The 23,574-nt window shown below is 57.6% G+C and carries 22 protein-coding genes and 5 tRNA genes; 14 read left to right on the forward strand and 13 right to left on the reverse strand.

Translation table 11 applies throughout. From position 1 onward, the window contains the following. Positions 1-140: 140 nt before the first annotated feature. The 9 genes from ACQRC0_RS07505 to rpmH form a co-directional block, all read right to left on the reverse strand. The gene (locus tag ACQRC0_RS07505; protein WP_427729016.1) at positions 141-395 is read right to left on the reverse strand and encodes a hypothetical protein; all 255 of its coding nucleotides are present in this window, start codon (positions 393-395) and stop codon (positions 141-143) included. Further along, positions 385-1,263, reverse strand: coding sequence for a ParB/RepB/Spo0J family partition protein (locus tag ACQRC0_RS07510; protein ID WP_427729018.1), 879 nt, complete (start codon positions 1,261-1,263; stop codon positions 385-387). The genes ACQRC0_RS07505 and ACQRC0_RS07510 overlap by 11 nt, the downstream gene beginning before the upstream one ends. 19 nt (positions 1,264-1,282) lie before the next feature. Then, entirely contained in the window at positions 1,283-2,083 is an 801-nt protein-coding gene (locus tag ACQRC0_RS07515; RefSeq protein ID WP_427729019.1) for a ParA family protein, read from the reverse strand. A gap of 130 nt (positions 2,084-2,213) precedes the next feature. Beyond that, positions 2,214-2,879 (reverse strand): 16S rRNA (guanine(527)-N(7))-methyltransferase RsmG, encoded by a 666-nt coding sequence (rsmG, locus tag ACQRC0_RS07520; RefSeq protein WP_427729021.1) that lies wholly within the window; start codon positions 2,877-2,879, stop codon positions 2,214-2,216. A 168-nt stretch (positions 2,880-3,047) separates the two neighbouring features. Further along, positions 3,048-3,617, reverse strand: a complete 570-nt coding sequence (locus ACQRC0_RS07525) for a protein jag (RefSeq protein ID WP_154516793.1) — start codon at positions 3,615-3,617, stop codon at positions 3,048-3,050. A 44-nt stretch (positions 3,618-3,661) separates the two neighbouring features. Beyond that, positions 3,662-4,432 (reverse strand): YidC/Oxa1 family membrane protein insertase, encoded by a 771-nt coding sequence (locus ACQRC0_RS07530; protein ID WP_154516790.1) that lies wholly within the window; start codon positions 4,430-4,432, stop codon positions 3,662-3,664. Between the two features lie 29 nt (positions 4,433-4,461). Then, complete coding sequence (yidD, locus tag ACQRC0_RS07535) at positions 4,462-4,686, reverse strand: membrane protein insertion efficiency factor YidD (RefSeq protein WP_154516787.1); 225 nt, start codon at positions 4,684-4,686, stop codon at positions 4,462-4,464. Beyond that, the gene (gene rnpA / locus ACQRC0_RS07540; RefSeq protein WP_427729023.1) at positions 4,683-5,021 is read right to left on the reverse strand and encodes a ribonuclease P protein component; all 339 of its coding nucleotides are present in this window, start codon (positions 5,019-5,021) and stop codon (positions 4,683-4,685) included. The genes yidD and rnpA overlap by 4 nt, the downstream gene beginning before the upstream one ends. Positions 5,022-5,041: 20 nt before the next feature. Continuing rightward, the gene (rpmH, locus tag ACQRC0_RS07545) at positions 5,042-5,176 is read right to left on the reverse strand and encodes a 50S ribosomal protein L34 (protein ID WP_019127408.1); all 135 of its coding nucleotides are present in this window, start codon (positions 5,174-5,176) and stop codon (positions 5,042-5,044) included. A gap of 345 nt (positions 5,177-5,521) precedes the next feature. On the opposite strand from rpmH, the gene ACQRC0_RS07550 reads away from it, so the two are divergent. The 14 genes from ACQRC0_RS07550 to typA all read left to right on the forward strand — a co-directional run bounded on the left by ACQRC0_RS07550 (position 5,522) and on the right by typA (position 20,842). Then, positions 5,522-6,898, forward strand: a complete 1,377-nt coding sequence (locus tag ACQRC0_RS07550) for an ATP-binding protein (RefSeq protein WP_427729025.1) — start codon at positions 5,522-5,524, stop codon at positions 6,896-6,898. Between the two features lie 15 nt (positions 6,899-6,913). Next, on the forward strand, positions 6,914-8,617 hold the full coding sequence (locus tag ACQRC0_RS07555) for a DnaA ATPase domain-containing protein (protein WP_427729026.1): 1,704 nt from the start codon (positions 6,914-6,916) through the stop codon (positions 8,615-8,617). A gap of 238 nt (positions 8,618-8,855) precedes the next feature. After that, complete coding sequence (dnaN, locus tag ACQRC0_RS07560) at positions 8,856-9,959, forward strand: DNA polymerase III subunit beta (protein WP_427729028.1); 1,104 nt, start codon at positions 8,856-8,858, stop codon at positions 9,957-9,959. A 9-nt stretch (positions 9,960-9,968) separates the two neighbouring features. Next, positions 9,969-11,075, forward strand: coding sequence for a DNA replication/repair protein RecF (recF, locus tag ACQRC0_RS07565; RefSeq protein ID WP_427729030.1), 1,107 nt, complete (start codon positions 9,969-9,971; stop codon positions 11,073-11,075). After that, positions 11,062-11,625 (forward strand): DciA family protein, encoded by a 564-nt coding sequence (locus tag ACQRC0_RS07570; protein WP_427729032.1) that lies wholly within the window; start codon positions 11,062-11,064, stop codon positions 11,623-11,625. Before recF ends, ACQRC0_RS07570 begins: the two co-directional genes overlap by 14 nt. 104 nt (positions 11,626-11,729) lie before the next feature. After that, positions 11,730-13,760, forward strand: coding sequence for a DNA topoisomerase (ATP-hydrolyzing) subunit B (gene gyrB / locus ACQRC0_RS07575; protein WP_427729034.1), 2,031 nt, complete (start codon positions 11,730-11,732; stop codon positions 13,758-13,760). Positions 13,761-13,969: 209 nt separating this feature from the next. Beyond that, complete coding sequence (gene gyrA / locus ACQRC0_RS07580) at positions 13,970-16,657, forward strand: DNA gyrase subunit A (protein WP_427729042.1); 2,688 nt, start codon at positions 13,970-13,972, stop codon at positions 16,655-16,657. A 300-nt stretch (positions 16,658-16,957) separates the two neighbouring features. After that, a tRNA-Ile gene (locus ACQRC0_RS07585) sits at positions 16,958-17,034 on the forward strand. Between the two features lie 67 nt (positions 17,035-17,101). Further along, positions 17,102-17,177 (forward strand) — tRNA-Ala (locus ACQRC0_RS07590). A 4-nt stretch (positions 17,178-17,181) separates the two neighbouring features. Beyond that, positions 17,182-17,258 (forward strand) — tRNA-Ile (locus ACQRC0_RS07595). A gap of 257 nt (positions 17,259-17,515) precedes the next feature. Further along, positions 17,516-18,016, forward strand: a complete 501-nt coding sequence (locus ACQRC0_RS07600) for a bifunctional nuclease family protein (protein ID WP_427729036.1) — start codon at positions 17,516-17,518, stop codon at positions 18,014-18,016. A 45-nt stretch (positions 18,017-18,061) separates the two neighbouring features. After that, the gene (locus ACQRC0_RS07605) at positions 18,062-18,406 is read left to right on the forward strand and encodes a hypothetical protein (protein WP_427729037.1); all 345 of its coding nucleotides are present in this window, start codon (positions 18,062-18,064) and stop codon (positions 18,404-18,406) included. A 30-nt stretch (positions 18,407-18,436) separates the two neighbouring features. After that, the gene (locus tag ACQRC0_RS07610) at positions 18,437-18,886 is read left to right on the forward strand and encodes a hypothetical protein (RefSeq protein WP_427729039.1); all 450 of its coding nucleotides are present in this window, start codon (positions 18,437-18,439) and stop codon (positions 18,884-18,886) included. A gap of 117 nt (positions 18,887-19,003) precedes the next feature. Further along, positions 19,004-20,842, forward strand: a complete 1,839-nt coding sequence (gene typA / locus ACQRC0_RS07615) for a translational GTPase TypA (RefSeq protein ID WP_154516764.1) — start codon at positions 19,004-19,006, stop codon at positions 20,840-20,842. A gap of 104 nt (positions 20,843-20,946) precedes the next feature. Here the strand turns inward: typA and ACQRC0_RS07620 are convergent, their stop codons facing one another. The 4 genes from ACQRC0_RS07620 to ACQRC0_RS07635 all read right to left on the reverse strand — a co-directional run bounded on the left by ACQRC0_RS07620 (position 20,947) and on the right by ACQRC0_RS07635 (position 23,493). After that, positions 20,947-22,092, reverse strand: coding sequence for a polymer-forming cytoskeletal protein (locus ACQRC0_RS07620; protein ID WP_427729040.1), 1,146 nt, complete (start codon positions 22,090-22,092; stop codon positions 20,947-20,949). Positions 22,093-22,276: 184 nt separating this feature from the next. Beyond that, positions 22,277-22,966: a trimeric intracellular cation channel family protein gene (locus tag ACQRC0_RS07625; protein ID WP_229770653.1), complete on the reverse strand. Its 690-nt coding sequence runs from the start codon at positions 22,964-22,966 to the stop codon at positions 22,277-22,279. A gap of 297 nt (positions 22,967-23,263) precedes the next feature. Then, positions 23,264-23,354 (reverse strand) — tRNA-Ser (locus ACQRC0_RS07630). A gap of 48 nt (positions 23,355-23,402) precedes the next feature. Beyond that, positions 23,403-23,493 (reverse strand) — tRNA-Ser (locus ACQRC0_RS07635). Positions 23,494-23,574 lie beyond the last annotated feature (81 nt).

Consider the following 23,574-nt stretch of genomic DNA (forward strand, 5'->3'; position numbering starts at 1 on the left):
AATTGCAACCGGGGCTGTTACATATTCATCGATTATCTGCATCATACGATTGACCAGCATTATTTAGGACGATATTAGGGATCCCTGTACTGGTGATCAGACAAGGAACCCTTCAGAATAGATAAGTCATTGTTAGGTACCTAAAAGCCTACATTTTCCCATTGATGATTAACCCAATCTTGGTTGATCTTGGGATTCTTAGTCATCTGAGCCGTACGCATGGCAACGTCCTCGGTCATAACATCCATTTTCTTTTTTGAGGTATCAACGATATCCTGCGCTCCACGAAGCAAACGACCACGCAATTCATCATCTGTCGCAATCCTATAACCGGCAAAAGCGCCAACTGCAACAGTAGCAGCCAAGGCGACAGCAGTCAGAACTTTATTCCTCATCCTGACCTCCTTGATCAAACTGAATGATTTCGCCAAGAATGCGAGAGAGTTCCTCTTCATCCTTAAATTCAATCTCGATCTTGTTCTTGCCGCGCGAGCTCTTTACGCGAACGTTCGTGTTAAATACCTGACGCAGAACGCGTGCCGCCTTCTTAAAAGACTGAGGCGTTGCAGTTCGAGGCGTTTTTGGTGTCTCTCCGGCAGAAAACAATGGAGCAAGATTTTCTGTCGCGCGGACGGACAACCCTTCCGCAACAACCTTCTCAGCTAACTTAATGCGTGCATCTTCGTATGGAACTGCAAGAATTGCACGAGCATGGCCAGCAGTCAGCTTACCTTCAAAGATCATCTGCTGAACAACCTCGGGAAGATCAAGTAGGCGCAGCGAATTGGTGATTGCAGAGCGAGACTTGCTAACAGCCTTCGACAAGGCCTCTTGAGTCATACCACTCGCATCGATGAGCTGTCGATATCCCTTAGCCTCTTCGACGGGATTGAGATCGGAGCGTTGCAAATTTTCAATCAATGCAAGCGCAAGCATCTGTTCATCATCAACATCTTTTATGATGACAGGAAGTTCCTCAAGTCCAGCGAGCTTAGAAGCCTGATAACGGCGCTCACCCGCGATAATCTCATAGCCATTACCGTGCTTGCGTACAAGAAGCGGCTGAAGAACACCATGCTCCTGAATCGACTCACTCAACTCTCGAAGCTCGGTCTCATTAAAATGAATTCTGGGTTGGTTGGGATTCGGAACGATATCTTCGATTGGAAGTTTAGTTTCCGAAGCAGTATTGGATGCGGACGTCGCAGATCCACCGGTCTCATATTCTGCTTCGGAGACCAATGCATTGAGTCCGCGACCCAAACCGCCACGCTTCCTAGGACTAGGCACGCTTGATCACCTCTTTGGCAAGGTTCATATACGCCTTTGCGCCCTTATTTTGCGGCGCATATGTAATTACCGGCTCACCGAACGACGGTGCTTCTGATATTTTAACCGTACGCGGAATCAAGGTCTTAAATGCCTTATCGCCAAAGTACGACTGCACTTCTTCGACAACCTGATTTGAGAGCGATGTACGCGAATCATACATCGTCATAAGCACGCCATAGGTATCAAGGCTCTTATTTAGGCGTGTTTTGACCATCTTCATCGACTCAAGCAGCTTCGTGACACCTTCGAGTGCGTAATACTCACACTGAATCGGAATCAGAACACTGTCCGCCGCCGTCAACGCATTAATGGTCAACAAGCCAAGTGAAGGCGGACAGTCGATAAATATAAAGTCAAACTCATCCTTAACAGGCTCAAGCAGATCCTTCAAGCGTGTTTCTCGTGCAATTGCGCTTACAAGCTCAATTTCTGCACCTGCAAGCTGGATAGTAGCCGGAATTACAAATACCTTACTGCAATTTGTATCAAGAACAAGCGATTCTGCCGGAACATCATTCAGCAATGCATCATAGATGCAGTTATCGAGTTCTTCTTTTTCGATTCCAAAGCCGCTCGTGCTATTACCTTGTGGATCAAAATCGACAATCAGCGTCTTTCGACCCTGTTCACCCAGTGCTGCTGCAAGGTTTACTGCTGTGGTGGACTTACCCACACCACCCTTTTGATTGATGATTGCAATGATACGCGTGTCTTTTGCGCTCTTTGAACGCTTAACGTCGCGAAATCCCACGGTCCCTCCTGGTGTATTTTAAGCTGTTAAACGGAGGATGTTTCACGTGAAACATTCCGATTCATCATATGTTATGTTTCACGTGAAACATAACAAGTAATTACTATCCATTATGTTTCACGTGAAACATCTAGGCAAGCGGATTCTTCTTCGCCATGCCATTAGCACGTGGAAGCGAAATGGCTGCCGGACGAGATTTTTTTAGAATGATAAACTCGCGATGACCCAAGCCATTTGGCAAATCTAAATCATCTGTCATAAGTGTGGTGAACCCACATATGCTAGCGGCAGTTAGACCAGACTGAAGTTCAACGTCTGAAGGGTTTCCCTTAGTAATAACAAAGAGACCATTATCTATTAGAAATGGTGAAGCATACTCGACGAGAACTGGTAACGGTGCAAGTGCACGAGCAGTGACAACAGCAAACTGTTTCTTATGGCTTCGGGCATATTCTTCAAGACGATCATGAACCGCGTGAGCATGCTTGAGACTGAGAGCTTCAACAAATGAGTTGACGGCATCAACCTTCTTGCCAACCGAATCGATATAGGTAGCCTTACGTCCGCTAGCAATTGTCAAAGGGATTCCAGGAAACCCAGCACCAGTACCCATGTCTAACAAAGCGCCTTCTGGAGCTATGTCTATATAGGGAAGCAACACAAGCGAATCAAGAATATGAAGAACAGCAGCATCTTCGATATTTAGGATGCGCGTAAGATTGGTGGTCTTATTAGCCTCCAAAACAAGATCTAGATGCTCAATACATGAGCGAAGGGCATCATGGGAGACCTTCAAAGAATAGTCTTCGCAATACGAAATTAGACGACTAAGCATCTGGCTTGTCTGTTCATCGGTTAGTACAAACAAGACAAACTCCTATCTGACAAAAATCAATGTATCAAGAACTTTTGACAAAAAAAGGGGACGTGGAAACCACGTCCCCTTAAGATAATCTCGTTTAGGTTATCGAGCAACAATCACAACATGACGATCGGGGTCAGAACCCTCAGAATGCGTGTCGACGGCGTCGTTGCCGCGAAGAGCAATATGAACCAGACGGCGCTCGTAGGCATTCATGGGCGGAAGCGAAACGCTTTTGTGAGTGCGCACTGCCCGCTCGGCAGCAGACTGAGCCATAGAGGCAACCTTGTCCTGGCGGCGGCTCTTATATCCCTCGACGTCGACGACGACCGGATACCTAAAGCCTAGCTTGCGGCTCACCAACAGCGAGAACATAACCTGAAGGGCATCAAGGGTGCGTCCATGACGACCAATAAGGACGGCAAGGTCGGGAGCCGTTACATCAAGAATCAGTTCGCCCTCGTCGCCCTCATACTCATCGATAGGAGAGTTGGCGGCGTCGAAATGCGAAAGGATGGAACGAAGAATAGAAATCGCAACATCGGCAATGGTGTCGAGCTCTTCATCCGTAAGCTCTTCACCAGCCTTGTAGCGCTGTGCAATCTCGAGATAATCGCCCGCGGCCTGCGGGGCAACCTCCTCAAGCATATCCTCGACGATCTCTTCAGACATAACGTACTCCAAAAGTTAGGTACCTAAATAAGATTACTATACCGCTACTTCTTCTTGTGCGGGCGCGGCTTCTTCTCGCGACGCGTGACCTCAACCTGCAGCGGGGCGTTCTTAAGACGCTCCTCCTCTTCGGCCTTAGCCTTCTCGATAACCTTCTGCGTCACAAAGATCTGCTGGATGACCTGCCAGGCAGAAGACACGTCGTAGTACAAAAGAACACCAACGGGCAGGCTCCAACCCATCCAGAGCATCATGACGGTCATGACGACGGCCATCATGCGCATGCTCTGGGCCTGCTGGCCAGTCTGATTGCGCGACATGTACAGCTGCGGAATCAGGGTCAGGACAGCAAACAGAATCAGGCAAACCAGCGCAGGCAGTGCGACCATAAAGCCATCGGCAAAAGAGGCACTCGGCGTGGTAGTCAGATCGGGCAGAATGTTGAAGAACGAGAAGGTGCCCTCGTTAAAGTAATGAGGCAGGTTTTGCAGAAGCGTAAACAGGGCGATGAGGATAGGCATCTGAATCAGAAGCGGCAGGCAGCCGGACAGCGGATTGAACTTGTTCTCGCTGTAGAACTTCTGCATCTCCTCGGCCTGACGCTGGGGGTCGTCAGCGTAGCGCTCCTGGATCTCGAGCATCTTGGGCTGCAGCACCTGCATACGGGCCGTCGACTTGGTCGACTTGAGCATGAGCGGCGTCAGCAGCAGACGGACGATGACCACCAGAATAATGATGGACAGGCCCCAGTCGACCGCAAAGGTCTGGATGAGCTTGAGCAGCTCGAAAAGGATGTTAACGATCCAATCCCACATGTAATTTTTCCTCCGATAGCGAGTGCCCGCTAGGGCACAGGGTCATAACCGCCGACGTGCAGGGGATTGCAGCGAGCGATGCGCCTCACGGCAAGCCAGCAGCCTCTACAAACACCGTATTTCTCGATAGCCTGGACGGCGTAATGAGAACACGTTGGATAATAAATGCAGGCGTCAGGCAATAAGGGCGAAATAACCTGTTGATATATGCGAATAGGAGCGATGGCAACACGTCGCAAAACGTGATTGCTCATCGCTCCTCCCCGGCAACGCCGGCGCGTATCACAAGCGAACGCAATGCCTCGTTCATCTCCTCCGGCGACGAGATCCTCGTCTTGGGGGTCGCGAACAAGATGATGTCATAACCCGCAACGGGAAATCCGCAGCTGCGGGCGGCCTCGCGCATCACACGCTTAGAACGGTTGCGCACAACTGCGCAACCGAGTCGTTTAGCACCAACGAAGGCGACCCTTCCAGAGTCGCCTTCGCCAACCGATTCACATATGGTCATTCGAATCAGAGGGTGACTGAAACGACGCCCCTGACTGAACACATGCTCGAAATCTTGCCGAGACTTAATAGTCTTCATGCGAGATGCGTGTATCGCTGCTAGACAGTGAGACGCTTGCGGCCCTTGGCGCGGCGACGGGCGAGCACGGCACGACCACCCTTGGTGGCCATACGGGCGCGGAAGCCATGGGTCTTGGCACGCTTACGCTTATTAGGCTGATACGTACGCTTCATCTTAAGTTCCTCCTGCTGCATTTCGAGTGTCCGCGAGGGCGCGGACGCAGATATAGACACGTGAGCTTGAAGATTGTAGGGAAATCAATGTTCAAATGTCAAGAAATCAAAGGTAAAAGGTTGCGCAGTTCACACGGTTCCGCCATAAGCCGGATGAGTTTTTGAGTATGACTCCAACTTTTCACGATATTTCACCGAGTTTTCAACAGGTCATGTTGGCAATGTTGAGAACTTTTCGCCCATTTTCCAAAGTTTTCAACATGTTTTGAAAACTTGTCGAAAGATGAGAAACATTGCGCGGTGAGCTACTATTTATCCGAAACCTTTTGAAAGATTGCGAGCGGCATGTCTGACGACTTTTACACCATGGTCGATTCCGGTGACCCGGCACCCGACAACGAGCACATCAACGGCGTACGCGAAGAGCGCAAAGAGGGCGAGCAGACATCGAAACAGACACCGAAAACCATGTATGCGGCGCGCATCGCCGTCTATGACGACATGCTTTCGACCCCGCGCGTGATCGTCATCGAGCCGCAAGACATCCGCACGTATCTGGAAGAGACGACTAACACCGTCTACCAGTGCATGAAAGAGCAAGGCGGACACATCTCGCTCATGGTTATCCGCGAGATTGTCGAAAACTTTATCCACGCCCACTTTGCCGAGCCCATTATCTCGATCCTGGACGGCGGGGAAACTATCCGCTTTGCCGACCAAGGTCCGGGCATCGACGACAAAGAGCGCGCCTTCGACTTTGGCGTCACCAGCGCAAACAGCAAGATGAAGCGGTATATACGCGGCACCGGGGCAGGTTTTCCCATGGTGCAGGAATACCTGGAAAACGCCGGCGGGGCAGTCTCCATCGAAGATAACATGGGCAACGGCACCGTCGTCACGGTGAGCCTCGACCCCAAGCGCGTGCAGGAAATTGAGCGCGCGGGAGGGCGCGGGGCAGCCGTGCGCCCCGAGGCCCAGGGGTCGGAATACCCACTGCCGGGAGCAATTCCGCAGCAAGCAATGATGACTGCGCAGCAAACCATGGCCGCGTCCCCACTACAACAGCCCATGGTTTCGCAGCAGATGCATCAACCCGGCATGCCGCCCATGCAGGACCCCCAGCCCGCGGGACAGACGACAACTCAAGGCTCGGCAGAGTCCATGGTCCCGGCCGATTCGGATGCAGCCGCGATGCAGCAGGTGACGGGCATGCAAGGAGCTCGGCAGATGGGCTTCCAACCGTACCCGCAGGCATATCCGGGACAATATATGCCGCAGCAGGGATACTCCCAGCAATATATGCAACAGTATCCCCAGGGCTATCAGCAGCCGTATCAGCAGATGCCGCAGCCGTACCATCCCTGGGCCCAGCAGATGCCGCCGCAGCCATACCAACAGTGGCCGCAAAGTTTTCAACAGCCGATGCCAACCATGCAGAGTTCTCAACAACCAGCAGCTCAAATGATGTATCCTAATGCGGCGAATCAATACGCACAGCCGCAACCGGACGTATTTGTGAGCGAGCGCGGCAACGCGGCGCTGGGATATCTGGCTCAAAACCAAGAGTGCGGCGCCACCGACCTGGCGCGAGCATTTGGAAACTCCGCGCCCACGTGGTCACGCACACTCAATGACTTGGCGCAGGCCGGCTTGGTAATCAAACACGGTCAGAAATACCATCTGACCGAACTCGGCAGCGCTCGCGTGCGTGCCCAAAGTTAAGGAACGGGAGAGACAGTGGACGAGGAAGCAAGCATCATCCTGGAGGATGCCATCGCCTTTTGCCAGCGCGACGGCCAAGATGCGCGCCTCATCAACATGTTGGGGCAATCGCGTGCCGTGAGCCTAACCGAGGACACCTTGACCATCGAGGCACCGTCGCGCTTTGCCATTGCGCAGCTCAAAAAGCACCAGCCGACTATCGAGCACTACCTAGAAGAGATTGCCTTTGCGCCGATCGCGCTCAACATCGTGGCCCCGCAGGGTCCCACGGCAGGCGCCACAGGGGCGGCACCCGCCACTCCCCCTTTGACGACCGCCGCCCCTGTGGCGGCTCCGGAGACCAATGCGGGCGATGTTTCCCGTGAAACCATGCCCCACGCAACAGCCGTGCCGGTAGCAACCGCTCCCAGTGTTTCGCACATGCCCGTCGCGCACGACGCAGCGCCGGGCGAAGAACCGGGCATCGCGATCAAAAACACGCTGTCGGCCGACGATTTCCGCCGCATGATGAATCAGATGAAGGGCGTGGCACCCGCCAAGAGCGCAAAACCAGTCTCGACATCGCCTGTGAGCGTGCCTGCGGCTGCGGCCCCGGGCGAGCAGAACGCCGATGGCGCGCCCCTCGTGGCCAACTCAAAATTCACCTTCGAAAACTTTGTCTACGGCCCCGAAAACAGCCACGCCTATCGTTCGGCGCTTAAATTCGCCGCACTCGCAGACGAACGCGGTACTTGCACATCCCTGTTCATCTATGGCAAATCGGGCTTAGGCAAGACCCACCTGCTGCTTGCTATCAAAAACGAGCTCGCCGAGAAGTCGCCCGAGATCAAAGTGAAATACGCCAACTCACAGGCATACATCGATGATCTGATGACAGAATTCGACCGCCAAAAGAAGAGTAACGCCCCCATCATGCAGGCATACCACGGCGTGGACGTGCTCATCATCGATGACATCCAAAACATCATCGGCAAACGCGCGAGCGTGGACTACTTTTTCCAGCTCATGGACGAGTTTATCCGCAACAACAAGAAGGTCGTGATTGCCGCAGACCGTGCGCCCAAGGACCTGAACATGGACGAGCGCCTGACCAGCCGCTTTAACGCCGGCATGCTCTGCTTGGTAGCAGAGCCCAGCTACGAGATGAAGTACAAGATTCTGCAGCGCTATTACGAGAACACGATCGCGGCGGCGCCCGAGGCGGGGGACGACTCGCTGCTGGCGGCCTACGGTGGCGACAGCGGACATCTGACTGACGAACACTTTAAACACATGGCGGAGGTATCGGGCACCAACATCCGTGAGCTCGAGAGCTTCTGCGAGCGCTGCGCCGGGGAGGCGGGCGACCGCGAGCGCGAGGGTAGCGAGCTGAGCTTCGACGACATCGATGCCATCGCCAGCCAGTACTTCGACACGTCGGCCAAAAAGATCAACGTGCAGACAGTTCAGTCTGTTATCGAGGAGCAGTACGGCGTGACGCATGAGGAGCTCATTGGTCCGCGCCGCAATGCCAATATCGCCAAGGCGCGCCATATCGCCATCTACCTAGCGATCGAGATGTGCGAGATGACAACCACCGCCGTGGGTGCGGAGTTTGGCAACCGCAACCACTCGACCGTCAGCACGAGCTACAAAAAAGTCCAGAAGATGATCCAGGAAGACCGGACCGTGACCGAGGACCTCAAATCGCTACGGGACAAAATTACACTGCGCTCGTAGGGAAATAGGCACACCTGTTGAAAACTTGTTGAAACCGCGGGCATAAGGTGTCTAAAACCCAGCCCGCTCCGATGAAAAGTTTTGCGCAGGTTTTGAACGTGGAAAACGACCCCTGTTGCACACAGGGAACTGTCGATTCTCTTTTTGGGTTTGACCTGCATGTTTGGGAGTAATCAACAGTTTCGTCAGTACTATTACTATTATTAAGATATTTATATCTATAGAAAGGTATTAAAAGATGAAGTTCACCGTCAGCCAGAGCTCGCTTACGCAAGCAATCGGCGTCGTCATGAAGGGTGTCGCTTCGGCATCCACCCTCCCTATTCTGTCGGGCGTGCTCATCAAGGCACAAGACGGCATCTTGGAATTCCAGACCTCTAACTACACCATCTCGATTCGTCACCGCATCGCGGCACATGTGGAAGAGGAAGGTGAGATGGTAATCCCCTGCAAGATGCTCTCCAACATCACCAAGACCCTTCCCGATGCCCCAGTTACCTTTGAGCTTTCGGAGCGCCAGGTGCTGATCGGTTGCGAGAAGAGTTCCTTCCGCCTGAATACGCTCGATGCCAACGATTTCCCCGAGTTCCCGGCCTATGCCATCGAGAGCGCCGTTGAGCTCCCGACCGACATTCTGTCCGAGATGGTCAGCCGCGTGTGGCGCGTCACCTCGACCGACAAGGCCCGCCCCATCCTGGGCGGTGTGCATATGAGGGTCGAAAACAACACCGTGCGCCTGGTGGCGACCGACTCCTTCCGTCTGGCCGTGTGCGATACGCAGGTGGAGACCTCGACGCTCGAGGGCTCCTTTGAGCTCAACGTGCCGGCCGATGCCTTCAACGACGCCCTGAGCATCATGGCGAGCCAGGCGACCATTATGATCGGTGCCACCGACACCCAGGTTGTCTTTGAAGCCGGCAACACCACCTACGTGTCGCGCCGCATAGAGGGTATGTATCCCAACTACAAGCAGCTCATCCCCGATTCGTGCGTAACGAGCGTCAAGATCGACGTGGCGGCTTTTAATGCCGCCCTCAAGCGCGTGGCGGTCATCGCGAGCGCCAACCCCGCCGTCAAGTTTGAGATCGATGTCGAGAACGGCCAGATGGGCCTGTCCTCCATCTCCAATGACCAGGATCTGGCGCAGGAGACGATCGATGTCGAGGCCGAGGGCGAGTCGGGCACCATTGCCTTTAACTACCACTACATCTTTGGCTGTCTCAACGCCCTGTCCAAGGAGAAGGAGATCACGCTGGAGCTCAAGAGCTATTCGCAGGCCGGCATCTTTAAGTCCTACGACAAGATCAACTATCTGTACCTGGTCATGCCGGTGCGCATCTAGCGGCGCCCTATGGCCATGTTCGCCCGCGATCTTTCCGTCGCGCGCTACCGCAGCTTCGATAGCTATCGCCTGGAACTGAGCGATGGCGTGACGGTGCTCGCGGGGCCCAACGCGGCGGGAAAGACCAACCTCATAGAGGCGCTGCAGCTGCTAACGAGCGGCGCCTCGTTTAGGCATTCCACTGCCGTCGAGCTTGTGCACGACGGCACGGGTTTGTGCAAGGCCGAGCTTAGGCTCGAGGGCGATGGCCGCGTGCTGGACATGGGCCTATGCGTGGAGGACGGTAAGCGTTCGTTTAGCCGCAACGGCAAGCGATGTGCCGCCTCTGGTGTGCGCGGCGTGCTGCCGAGTGTTTTGTTCTGCCCCGATCATCTGGATATGGTTAAGCGCGGTGCCAGCGTGCGTCGCGCTGCGCTCGACGACTTTGGTGTGCAACTGAGCGCCCGCTATGCCGATCTGGCAAGCGCCTATGGCCGCTGCGTGACGCAGCGCAACGCCCTGCTCAAAGAGACATGGTGCTGCCGTGAGATGCTCGGTGCGTGGAATGAGTCGATTGCCCGCGCCGGATCGGCCCTGCTGGTGCACCGCTTGGCCCTGCTCGATCGCTTGGACGCCCACGTGCGCAATGCCTACGGGCTGGTTGCGTCCGGGGAGGAGGCCGATGTGGCCTATGCGTCCACGTTGGGGGAGCTGCCCCAGACCGATGACCGCGAGGAGCTGAGGGGCTGGGCATACGAGCGCATGCTCGCGGCGCTCGACGAGCGCGCCGACGAGGAAATCCGCCGCGGCGTGACACTCGTGGGTCCGCACCGCGACGAGATTGAGTTTTCGGTCGCCGGCCGCTCGGCTCGCTCGTTTGCCAGTCAGGGTCAGCAACGTACGTTGGTTCTGGCTTGGAAGGTGGCCGAGGTGGCCGTAGCCCGCGATATTCTGGGTACCGCCCCGCTGCTGCTTTTGGATGACGTGATGAGCGAGCTCGACGGCGATCGCCGCGCCGCTTTTTTGCAGCTGATCGGCGACGACATCCAGACAGTCATAACCACCACCAATTTGGGATACTTTACCGATGAGTTGCTTGATCGAGCCAAGGTGGTGAGCATGGGTGAGGCATGCTAATTACGAGCGTGAGAACGGCACGGCTGCCTTCAGTGACTTTTTGGGTGCCGAGCGCCAGCGCATCTTGGCGTCGGCTACGCCCGAGCGTCGTGCGCAAATGGAGGCCGCCGAGGAATCGCGTGCGGTCTACCGTGCTTGGAACGCGGTGTGCTCGGGCACGCGCGAGGGCCGGCATGTGACGGGGCTGCGTTATCTTCCCGAGTCCAACGAGCTGCTGGTGTATCTCGATTCGCCCTCGTGGACACAGGAGATGACGCTTTTGCGCGAGATAATCCGCGCACGCATGGAGCGTGCCGGCGCGCATGTGGATGGCCTGGTATTTAAGACGACCCGCCCCGGCCACACGCCGCCCGCGGCAAAAGAGCGCCTGCGCCCGGTCGCGCCCGAGCGCCCGCCCGCGCCGCATGCCGATCTGAATGAAGCCGAGCGTGCCGAGATCGAGCGCCAGGTGTCGCCCATCGAAGACCAAAAACTGCGTGAGGCTCTCCAGAACGCCATGAGGGCCAGTGCCGAGTGGGCCAAGGGCGTGCAAAGCAAAAAAGAGTCTTAAATCGCATCTGGTGGCCTTGTATAGGCAAATACCCTCGTCCCCGAGGGTATTTTTTACGATAAAATAGTAAGGCTATACAGATTTTCTTAACCGAAGGAGGACGTGTGGCAAGCGAAAACGATTACGATGGCGGCGAAATTAAGATCCTCGAGGGTCTCGAAGCCGTCCGTAAGCGCCCGGGCATGTATATCGGCTCGACGAGCGCCAGCGGTCTGCACCACCTGGTGTGGGAGATCGTTGACAACTCCGTCGACGAGGCCATGGCCGGTTTCTGCACCGAGATTCAGGTGACGGTCCACGCCGACAACTCCATTACGGTCGTCGATAACGGGCGCGGCATCCCCGTCGACGAGCACCCTGTCAAAAAGATTCCGACGCTCGAGGTCGTCATGACGATCCTTCACGCCGGCGGTAAGTTCGATAACTCGGCCTATAAGGTTTCCGGCGGCCTGCACGGCGTGGGCATCTCCGTTGTCAACGCCCTGTCCAAGCGCGTGGTCGTGCAGGTGCGCCGCGACGGCAATATCTACGAGATGGAATTCTCGCGCGGCAAGACCGTCAAGAAGATGGAGGTCGTGGGCACCTCGGATTCGACGGGCACCACCGTCTCCTTCTGGCCCGACGACGAGATCTTCGAGACCTGCGTCTACGATTTCGATACACTGCACAATCGTCTGCAAGAGACGGCGTTTCTCAACAAGAACCTCAAGATCGTGCTGACTGACGAGCGTGAGGCGGCTCCCCGCGTGGAGGAGTTTTGCTACGAGGGCGGCATCATCGACTTCGTCAAGTTCCTCAACGACGGCAAGGACGTCCCCGAGGCCTTTAAGGAGCCCATCTACATTGAGGGTAAATCGGACCCGGATGCGCCCGTGGCCAAGATGGGCGAGGTCGAGGTGTCCCTGCAGTGGAACGCCGGTTATGGCGAGAACGTCATGTCGTTTGCCAACGACATCTACACCCCCGAGGGCGGCATGCACCTCGAGGGCTTCCGCACCGCCCTCACCCGCGTGATTAACGATTACGCCCGCAAGCAGAACCTGCTTAAGGAGAAAGAGGCCAACCTGAGCGGTGACGACGTGCGCGAGGGTCTCTCGGCCGTCATCTCGGTCAAGCTGCCCGATCCGCAGTTTGAGGGCCAGACCAAGGCCAAGCTCGGTAGTTCCTACATGCGCGCGCTTACGCTCAAGATCGTGACCGACGGTCTTGCCGACTACCTCGAGGAGCACCCCAAGCCCGCCCGCGAGATCGTCAAGAAGGCGCAGCAGGCCTGCAAGGCCCGCAACGCCGCCCGCAAGGCGCGCGAGGCGACCCGTCGCAAGAGCCTGCTCGAGACGGCGTCGCTGCCCGGCAAACTCGCCGACTGCTCGGTGCGCGATGCCGAGCTGACCGAGCTCTTCATCGTAGAGGGCGACTCGGCAGGCGGTTCGGCCAAGGACGGCCGCCGCCGAGACATCCAGGCGATTCTGCCCCTGCGCGGCAAGATTCTGAACGTCGAGCGCGTGGGTGACCATCGTGCGTTCTCGAGCGACACCATCCAGTCGCTGATCACCGCGATCGGTTGCGGCGTCACGACGAGCGCCGGCGACGGCGGCGACTTCGATATCACCAAGGCGCGCTACCACAAGATCATCATCATGACCGATGCAGACGTCGACGGTGCGCATATCCGCATCCTGCTGCTGACGTTCTTCTACAAGTACATGCGTCCGCTGATCGATGCCGGCTATGTCTATGTTGCCTGCCCGCCCATCTTTGGCATTAAGGTGCGCAACAAGATCCACTACGTGTATCCCAACGGCCGACAGCCCGAAGACGAGATTCTGCGCGACACCATTCAGAGCCTGGGCCTGAACCCCGACGACAACGACGAGGACGGCAAGGCCAAGGATGGCAAGATCACCAAGAAGCGCAAGGGCTATACCGTCCAGCGCTACAAGGGCCTGGGTGAGATGGACCCCAAGCAGCTTGCCTCGACGACGATGGACCCCAAGACCCGCATTTTGCAGCGCGTGACGATCGAGGATGCCGTGGTGGCGGACCGTGCCGTACGCGAGCTCATGGGTTCCGAGGTGGGCTATCGCCGCGAGTACATTGAAAAACACGCGCATGATGCACGCTTCTTAGATGCCTAACCTGTTCGGCTTTCCCAGCCACCGCACCTTCGCCCTCAATCGTCGGTCGCGTACCCAAGTACGCTTCCCTCCTCTTTCGGGCGAATCTGCGGCACCTGGAAAAGCCGTCTCCGTGGTAGGGAACTAATGGACCACGCAAACCATGAGGAGGTAACGTGGCAGACGATATCAACAACAACGAGGGTGTGGACGAGGCCGGCGACGCCGGTATGCCCGATGATCTGAAGCGCCTGCTCGCCCGCGCCGAGCAGGGCGAGGACGGCGATCCGGATTCCTACAACCCCGATGTCGAGGATGAAGAGGAAGAGGATGACGACGCCGAGCTCGAGGAGAGCTTTGGCGCGGTCGATCGCGGTGCCTCGGCCGGCGAGGACATCAACGGCGGCCAGCTCCAGATTTCGGAGTTTGGCCGCGAGATGAAGCAGTCGTTTATCGAGTACTCGATGTCGGTCATTACGGCACGCGCCCTGCCGGACGTGCGCGACGGCTTAAAGCCGGTGCACCGCCGCATCCTGTACGCCATGAACGAGAGCGGCATCTACCCCAACCGCCCGCACAAGAAGTCGGCCTGGACGGTCGGCGAAGTTATCGGTAAGTACCACCCCCACGGCGACTCCGCGGTCTATGAGACCATGGTTCGTCTGGCGCAGTGGTTCTCCATGCGCACGCCGCTTATCGACGGCCACGGCAACTTTGGCAACATCGACGGCGACGGTGCCGCAGCTATGCGTTACACCGAGAGCCGTCTGGCAAAGCCCGCCATGGAGCTGCTCCGCGACCTGCAGAAGGATACCGTCGACTGGCAGCCCAACTACGACGAGTCTCTCGCCGAGCCCGTGGTACTGCCCGCACGCTTCCCCAACCTGCTGGTTAACGGCAGCCAAGGCATCGCTGTAGGCATGGCCACCAATATCGCCCCGCATAATCTCACCGAGGCGATCGAGGCCACCTGCTACCTGATCGACAACCCCGACGCCACCGTCGACGAACTCATGCAGATTATGCCCGGCCCGGACTTTCCCACCGGTGCCATCATCATGGGTAGCGCCGGCATTAGGCAGAGCTACGAGACCGGCCGCGGTTCCATCACCGTGCGTGCCAAGGCCCATGTGGAGTCCACCAAGACCGGCCGCAGCCGCCTGGTCTTTACCGAGATTCCCTACATGGTCAACAAGGGCACCCTGCAGGAGAAGATCGCCCAGCTCGTAAACGACAAGCGCATCGAGGGCATCTCGGACATGCGCGACGAGTCCAACCAAAAGGGCATCCGTCTGGTCATTGAGCTCAAGAAGGGCGTTATCCCGCAGGTCGTACTTAACAACCTGTATAAGTACACCTCGCTGCAGACCACCTTTGGTGCCAACAATCTGGCGCTCGTCAATGGCGTTCCCAAATGCCTGAGCCTGCGCGAGATGCTGCAACACTACATCGACCACCAGGTCGACGTAGTCACCCGCCGCACCCACTTTGACCTTAAAAAGGCCCAGGCCCGTGCACATATCCTTGAGGGCTACCTTATGGCCCTCGACCATATCGACGAGGTCATTAGCATCATCCGCTCCTCGCAGACCGATTCCGAGGCCAGCAGCCGCCTGATTGAGCGTTTTGGCTTTACCCCCGAGCAGACCACGGCCATCCTCGAGATGAAGCTGCGTCGCCTGACCGGCCTGGAGCGCGACAAGATTCAGGAAGAGCTGGACGGCCTGCGCCGTGCTATCGCCTACTACGAGGACCTGCTGACGCACGAGGAGAAGATTCTGGGCGTCATCAAGGAAGAGATGCGCGAGATCTCCAAGAAGTTTGGCGACAAGCGCCGTACCGAGATCAGCCAGGTCGAGAAGGATCTGGACGTCGAGGACCTCATCGCCGACGAGGACATGGTCGTGACCATCACCCACACCGGCTATGTGAAGCGTATCCCGGTGGCCGCTTACCGCGCCCAGAAGCGCGGCGGCAAGGGCGTGTCGGGCGTCAACCTTAAAGAGGACGACGTTATCGACGAGATGTTTATCGCGTCCACCCACGAGTATGTGCTGTTCTTCTCGAGCAAGGGCAAGGTCTACCGTCTGAAGGTGCACGAGCTGCCGGTTGGTACGCGCCAGGCGCGCGGCACCGCAATCGTCAACCTGCTTCCCTTTGAGGAAGGCGAGAAGATCGCGAGCGTCATTAGCTGTCGTGAGTTCCCCGCCGATGAGTACCTGATGTTTGCCACCAAGAACGGCATGGTCAAGAAGACCGTGATGAGCACCTATGATCGCAGCCGCCGCGATGGCCTAATCGCCATCAACCTGAGGGACGACGACGCGCTGCTCGCCGTGCGCCGCGTACGCGAGGGCGACAAGATCATCATGGCCACCACTGCGGGCAAGGCGATCATGTTCCCCGAGGACCAGGTTCGCGCTACCGGCCGCGACACCAGCGGTGTCCGCGGCATTGGCATGAAGGACGGCGTGAGTGTCCTGGGCATGGAGGTCACCAACGGCGAGGGCGACCTGTTTGTCATTACCGAGTGCGGCTACGGCAAGCGCACGCCGGTCTCGGATTATCCGGAGCAAAACCGCGGCGGCCAGGGTGTCTACACCATCCAAATGACCGAGCGCAAGGGCAACCTTGCGGCCATGAAGGCGGTCGGCCCGCAGCATGAGTTGTTTATCGTGACGGAGGGCGCGACGGTCATTCGCGTCAAGACCGACGAGATCAGCCGGACCGGTCGAACCACGCAGGGTGTCAAGATGATGACCGTAAGCGATGACGACCGCGTGTGCGCCGTTGCCCGCATGACGGCCGCCGAAGAGAAGCCCGAGGGCGAAAGTGCCGAGACCGCATACGTCACCGAAGAGGCCCCAGTCGACCCAGGCGACGGCAACGACATACCAGAGGATCTCCTAGACGAGTAAGAGGCCCTAGCTGGTAAAAATCATCAGACCCCATATAACGGCGGTCGGCGCACTGCGCGCCGACCGCTTTTTTGACAATCTTTGAACCCCACGTCGGCCCCGGCCGCCCGGCGGCATGCGAAGTCGATCGCGAGTTCCGCATGAGCCGGAGAGCACTTAATGTGCTCTCCGTGCGAGCAGGACTGTCCGAGCAGGCGACTTCGCATGCCGCCGGGCGGCCGGGGCCGACACCCTTCAAAGATTTTCAAAAAAGTTGTTGACGCGTGCGTAACGACTCGTCTAATATATCCCTTGCGCGATGGACCTGTAGCTCAGTTGGTTAGAGCGTCCGGCTGATAACCGGGAGGTCACAAGTTCGAATCTTGTCAGGTCCACCACTTTCTTTCGCAATAAACACCCCAGCGAGAGCCGAGTCGCCGCTGGGGTGTTTATTACTGTCTCCGTGGGGGTTTAGCTCAGCTGGGAGAGCGCGGGCTTTGCAAGCCTGAGGTCAGGGGTTCGATCCCCCTAACCTCCACCATGATGGACCTGTAGCTCAGTTGGTTAGAGCGTCCGGCTGATAACCGGGAGGTCACAAGTTCGAATCTTGTCAGGTCCACCATCAAAACGTTAAGAGCCCTGGGGCATTGCCTCGGGGCTTTTTTCTTACCCGTTGGAGCAGTTAATTTGGGACGGGGCTTTTTTGGCTACCCTGTTCTGCGCAGCCTCAGTTTCTAGACCTGCCGCTGGGTAGCTAAAAAAGCCCCGTCCCAAATTAACTGCTTTGATTTTGTGTGCTGGGCGAAAGATTGGGTAGTATAGCTATTCAATGCGGCGGAGCTGCCGCGCATGCCAATCACAACGTACCGGAGGTGTTCCATGGTTCGTGTCGACATAGAGACCATCGTCATGGCCGCCGGTCCCGTGCCATCGCTGATCGTCTTGCGCGAGCGTTGCCGTAAGTCGGATTCGTCCGCGCCGCTGCGCTCTCTTTCCATCCAGACCGGTTCCTACGAGGCAGCGGCCATCAGCCGCGGTATCGATACCGGCCGCACCGATCACCCCATCACCCACGATCTTTTGCTCGATACCATCGAAGTGGTGGGAGCGAAGATCGAGCGTATCGAGATCGTGCGCGCCGAGCCGCCGGTGTTCTACGCGACGGTCGTCGTGCACACCGATAGGGGCGAGCGTATGCTTGACGCACGACCGAGCGACGCTATCGCCCTTGCCGTGCGCAGCAATGCCCCCATGTTTGTGGAGGACGACATCATGAATCGCTTGGGCACCGTCTCTCCGCTTGCCGACGAGGTTGACGACGAGAGTGAGTTCGAGAAGTTTGACGAGTTTGTCCACACGCTCTCGCCCGATGATTTCTAAATGTCGGTTGAGCACGATGCACGGCGAGCGCTGATGGGTACCAGTGTGTCGACCGAAGCAGCCGCTATCGCGCGTGAGGCCCATATACGCGCCGAGGCATTTGAGGCCGCGCGCATTGCGTATGTGACGCAGGCTCGCACCCTTCGCGAGCGCCGTGACTCCTATATCAAGATGGTTGTTGTCTCCGCGCTTGCCGCGGTAATCTTGTCGCGGCTTCGTGGTACAGTTGGTGCGCTTGGGTTTTCGATTTCGACGGGCCTGGTGATCTGGGGCGTGGTCGATGCGGTAATGCTGACCAACCAGATCAAGGTGCTCGACAAGCGCGCGGCGGAGATGGTTCGCGCCCGTGACGCTGCCGCCAGAATCGCGGCCGAGGCACAGGAGTTATAACGACGCCGAATGCGATGGGAAGGTCAAAAGATGGCACAGGATATGCAGAACGCCGGTAACGTCTCCGCCGAGCTCGACGCCATGGTGTGCGATCTGATCGGTGCGTTTTTGGACGACCTTGCCGCCGGTGAAAACCCGGGCGTTGTCGTGGCGATCGAGGATGCCGCCTCCAACCGCTATCTTGCGGCTCTCGACGAGGACGGTGAGGAGGCATGCCTGGAGGCTGCCACCAACTTTATCTCCGAGCACAAGATGGGTCTCAAGGACGAAGGCCTGGGCCGCATCGCCCGCTATGCCATCGGCTACACCGGCTGTGTGGAGATCGAGGGCGGATATCACGACGCTTTGCTCGTTAGCTTCTTCGAGACCACGCTCGAGAGCGGTTTTTCGGCATATGTGCTGTACGAGGGTATGGGCGCCGGCGATGGTTTTATGTGGAGCGACCCTGAACCTGCAGGTGAGGAAACCCCTCTCATCTAGAATCGCTAAAATAAACGAGTTTTCGGTAAAAGGCTCAATATTCCCGCCGAGCGTTGTGTTGCTGGACGGGTCGCATACGCGTGCCGTTTGTATATAGATAGAAGATAGGGGAACTACATGCGCGTAGACAATCTGAGGAACATCGCCATTATCGCCCACGTCGACCACGGTAAGACGACGATGGTCGACAAGCTCCTGCGTGCCACGGACGCCTTCCGTGCCAACCAGCAGGTCGAGGATCGCGTCCTGGACTCCAACGACCAGGAGCGCGAGCGCGGCATCACGATTCTCGCCAAGAACATCTCTATCGAGTACAAGGACGTTAAGATCAACGTCATCGACACCCCGGGCCACGCCGACTTTGGCGGTGAGGTCGAGCGCGTGCTGCGCATGGCCGACGGCGCCCTGCTGCTGGTCGACGCCTTTGAGGGCCCCATGCCCCAGACCCGCTTTGTCCTACGTCACGCCATCGACACCGGCCTTAAGATCATGATCGTCATCAACAAGATCGACCGTCCGGGCGCCAACCCCGAGAAGGCCTATAACGACTGTCTGGACCTTATGGCCGACCTGGGCGCCACCGACGACCAGCTCGAGTTTGCCATGGAGCACGTGGTCTATGCCAGCGCCATGAATGGCTTTGCCCGCCTTGACCCCAACGACGGCAACATGGACATGTACCCGCTGCTCGACATGATCATCGACGACATGCCCGCGCCCGAGGTTGACGAGACCGCGCCGCTCGCTATGCAGTGCGTGACCATCGACCACTCCAACTTTGTCGGCCGCATCGGCATTGGCCGCGTGTACTCCGGCACCATTCGCCAGGGCGATCAGATCCTGGTCGTCAAGAACGACGGTTCCAGCGCCACCGCTACCGTCAAGCAGCTCTTTACCTTCGACTACCTGGGCCGCACCGAGTGCCAGGAAGTCGGCGCCGGCGACATTGCCGCCGTCGTGGGTATTGAGCGCACCGACATCGGCGATGTCTACACCGATCCCGAGAACCCCGTTGAGCTCGAGCCTATCGAGATCGATCCGCCGACCCTGTCCATCGTCTTTGAGGCTTCGACCTCTCCGCTCGTCGGCCGCGATGGCGACATTGTGGGCGCCCGTCAGCTCAAGGAGCGCCTGTTCAATGAGGCCGAGAACAATGTGACCATGAAGATCGAGGAGCTCGAGGACAAGAGCGGCGTCGAGGTCTCGGGCCGCGGCATTCTGCACCTGTCCGTCCTGATGGAGTCCATGCGTCGCGAGGGCTTTGAGTTCCAGGTCGGCCGTCCCCGCGTTCTGTTTAAGAAGGATGAGAACGGCAACAAGATGGAGCCCGTCGAGCAGGCCGTCGTCGAGTGCCCGGACGAGTACTCGGGCAAGGTCGTCGAGGTCTTTGGCACCTCTGGCGGCATTATGACCAGCATGGACACCTCGGGCATCGTGACGCACCTTGAGTTTAAGATCCCGACCCGCGGCATCATGGGCCTTAAGAACCGCATCATGAACGTCACTCACGGCGAGGGCGTGTTCTATCACACCTTCCTGGAGTACGGTCCTTACGCCGGCGAGATCGGCAACCGTCAGAACGGCGCCATGATCTCCATGACCACCGAGAAGGCCGTTGCCTACGCTCTGGGCACGCTGCAGGAGCGCGGCCAGCTGTTTGTTGAGCCGGGTGTCGAGTGCTACGAGGGCATGATCGTGGGCGAGCGCAGCAAGGCCGGCGACATGGTCGTCAACATCGCCCGTACCAAGAACCTGGGCAACCAGCGTTCCTCGACCTCCGATATCTCCGTGCAGCTGGTGCCGCCTCGCACCTTCTCGCTGGAGGAGGCGCTGGAGTACATCGCCGATGACGAACTGGTGGAGATCACCCCCAAGAACATCCGTCTGCGCAAGCGTCTGCTTAACGCCACCGATCGCAAGAAGGCTGCCGTTCGCGCCGGTCAGGTCAACAAATAAGCGCTGAGCTCTGTAGCATTCACAAGAAAGGGCGTCGACCATCGCGGCCGGCGCCCTTTTTGTACCACCACAAAGAGGAAGGACACCTTTGCGGTGGTTGGCGGTTAGGCGGAGGGAAGGCCCGGGGTGTTGGGGGCCTGTTGCGGCTTGACGTGGGCGTTGCGCCAGATGATCTGAATGAGATAGCCCAGCATAAAGACGAAGGCTACGCCGCTGATAAAGTTGCCCATAAGGGGAAGTGCCGTAAGGGCGCCGGCGATGGCGCCGCCCACGGCGGCCATGGCGTAGCGGTTCTGGCTGTGCCCGACCATGCGTGCGACCGCGGTGCCCGCAAAGGCCGCCGAGACCAGGGCGATGCCGATGACGCCGCACATCAGGGCTCCGGCGAGCGACAGGCCGGCAATAGAGATGATGAGCAGCAAGATGGCGGGAACGGCGGCTACCGTGCCCAAAAGACCGCTCACCCACAGCGGGGCGGGGTGCTGGTGAAGCATGCCGGCCGCGCTGGCTGTTGCACGCGGAAAGACGAGCTCAAGGAGAATCGCGACAAAGCAGGTGGAAAGAGCTGCGGCAACGATGCCGCCGATGACGTCGTTGACGGTGGAGGTATCCTCGTTCTCGGTGCGGTCGATCTTGAGGGCCCCCACTTTGGCGCCGTCGGCGCGTTCGGGGTCCTGTGAGACATGAGCGTTTACGGTACCGGTGATGTTGGCGTTTTTGCCGAGCACCAGCTTGTCGGCCCAGACCTCAACATCGCCATCGACAGTGCCGTCGATGGTTACCGTACTGCCCGCGAGCACTGCCGACTTGGCGGAGCCGCGCAGGGCAACCGTCTCACCTGCGGCATAGAAGCAATTGGCGGTACTGCCGGAGTTAAGTACGACGTGCTGAGCGGCAACTGTCACGCTTCCATCAATGGTGGTCTTGGCGATATCGATGGTGCGCGCTGCCAGGCGAACGGCGCCGCCTACGGTGCAGTCGCGAATAGACAGGCTTTCGCCGGCGGCGATGATATCGCGGTCGATGGACGCGTCGTCCAGGCTAAGGCTTTGACCGGCCCAGTACAGATCGCCCCCGACGCCGGATGGACTGGAGTCCCCGTCGGACACGAAAACATTGCCCGCGGTGTCGGTGCCGGCGAATGCCATGGAAGGCAGCGCGGTAAACGCCAGTGCGATAAGCGCGAAGGCCATAATGAGGTGTCCGCGCATGTTGTGACGTTGCGCCGCCGCGGGTTGGTTGTGAGGCATGGTGAATCCTTTGCTTGGTGATTTGCATACGACCAATATGGTACCCATTGCGCCTTCGCTCTAAAAGAAACTCGCGGTTGCAGTATTCTGCATGGGCAATTGCCTACGTAAGGTGTCGCGGGATATCGGGCCTGCGGCCGGTTGTAGATAGGCTGTCACCTTGCGATGGGCCGGGCCGTGCTATCTATTTTTTACGATGTAGGAAACGCGCGATATCGTCCTCGGTGGGGCTTTTGATGTCAAAGCGCAGCGAGAGCCAGCGAAGGCCCATGGTCACTGCGACGCAAACGACCAGCGCGACGACATTGCTGACTAAGCCGCTCATGACAAGGCAAACATAGCTTGCCGATCCAGCGATAGCCGCGATGGCATAGAAGTTGGTGCGCTGGAAAATACCCGGCACCACGCCCATAAAACCATCGCGCAGCATGCCGCCGCCTACCGCGGTAAAAAAGCCCATCATGATGCACACGACCGGTGCAAATCCGTACACGAGCGCCTTATCTGCGCCGGTTGCCGCATAAATACCCACCGAGATGATGTCGAGCAGGGGGATGAGCTTGTCGGGCTTGTCGACGATGGCAGGGAAGATGTAGATGATGGCCGCCGTGGCGATGGACAGCGGCAGCGCCATGGGCTGGTTAAGGATGTAGACGTTGCCCACCTGGAGCGTCATATCGCGCAAAAGACCGCCGCCCAGACCGCAGACCACGGCGAGCGCGACGGCGCCCACCAGATCGAGTTTGTGCTCGCGCGCAACCAGTACACCCGAAATCGACGCCGCGACGACAGCGAACATCTCGAGCCAAAACGGGATGGCAACCATGGCATCCGAGGCGTGTGCGGTAACGATTACAGTGGCGATGACGGGCAAGGTGGGTTCCTTTGGGTAGTTGGATTGGAAAATGCCCGTACATAGTACATGGTTGTGGGAGGTCGTGACCCCATTGCTCGGTAAACGGTCGGAACTGGGCGCGGTCACAGGTTCCAAACATGTACATCAGCATCCAAAAACGACATTTTTTGACATCTTTGGAGGGTGATGTACATGTTTAGAGATCTGGGTTGGTGTTGAACGCCCTGGCGGGTTCGAACCCCTCCTCCGCCGTATTTGTTTGTAAGGGACTCAAAACAAAAAAGCTCCCTTTGTTGGGAGCTTTCTCAACCAAAATGGCGGAGGAGGAGGGATTCGAACCCTCGTGACCTTATACAGGCCAAACGGTTTTCGAGACCGCCGCATTCAACCACTCTGCCACCCCTCCGCGTGGGGTAAAAACAAAGCAGGCACAAAGGCCTGCTTTGGAATTAACTGGCGGAGAGTCAGGGATTTGAACCCTGGAGACGCTTTTGACGCCTACACGATTTCCAATCGTGCTCCTTCGGCCACTCGGACAACTCTCCGTTAAATGCGAAAGTCAGTATACACGAGGAATCGCAAAGTGCAAACCAAAAACTTGGCATTTTTTAAATTGCATCGCTCCG

The organism is Collinsella sp. SGI.033, from assembly GCF_050315135.1.
Lineage (GTDB): Bacteria > Actinomycetota > Coriobacteriia > Coriobacteriales > Coriobacteriaceae > Collinsella.

Coding starts and splice junctions, on each gene's coding strand:
- ACQRC0_RS07505 (WP_427729016.1), bottom strand. CDS start 395: ATGAGGAATAAAGTTCTGACTGCTGTCGCCTTGGCTGCTACTGTTGCA.
- ACQRC0_RS07525 (WP_154516793.1), bottom strand. CDS start 3,617: ATGTCTGAAGAGATCGTCGAGGATATGCTTGAGGAGGTTGCCCCGCAG.
- ACQRC0_RS07530 (WP_154516790.1), bottom strand. CDS start 4,432: ATGTGGGATTGGATCGTTAACATCCTTTTCGAGCTGCTCAAGCTCATC.
- yidD (WP_154516787.1), bottom strand. CDS start 4,686: ATGAGCAATCACGTTTTGCGACGTGTTGCCATCGCTCCTATTCGCATA.
- rnpA (WP_427729023.1), bottom strand. CDS start 5,021: ATGAAGACTATTAAGTCTCGGCAAGATTTCGAGCATGTGTTCAGTCAG.
- rpmH (WP_019127408.1), bottom strand. CDS start 5,176: ATGAAGCGTACGTATCAGCCTAATAAGCGTAAGCGTGCCAAGACCCAT.
- ACQRC0_RS07550 (WP_427729025.1), top strand. CDS start 5,522: ATGTCTGACGACTTTTACACCATGGTCGATTCCGGTGACCCGGCACCC.
- dnaN (WP_427729028.1), top strand. CDS start 8,856: ATGAAGTTCACCGTCAGCCAGAGCTCGCTTACGCAAGCAATCGGCGTC.
- recF (WP_427729030.1), top strand. CDS start 9,969: ATGGCCATGTTCGCCCGCGATCTTTCCGTCGCGCGCTACCGCAGCTTC.
- gyrA (WP_427729042.1), top strand. CDS start 13,970: ATGCCCGATGATCTGAAGCGCCTGCTCGCCCGCGCCGAGCAGGGCGAG.
- ACQRC0_RS07600 (WP_427729036.1), top strand. CDS start 17,516: ATGGTTCGTGTCGACATAGAGACCATCGTCATGGCCGCCGGTCCCGTG.
- ACQRC0_RS07610 (WP_427729039.1), top strand. CDS start 18,437: ATGGCACAGGATATGCAGAACGCCGGTAACGTCTCCGCCGAGCTCGAC.
- typA (WP_154516764.1), top strand. CDS start 19,004: ATGCGCGTAGACAATCTGAGGAACATCGCCATTATCGCCCACGTCGAC.
- ACQRC0_RS07620 (WP_427729040.1), bottom strand. CDS start 22,092: ATGCCTCACAACCAACCCGCGGCGGCGCAACGTCACAACATGCGCGGA.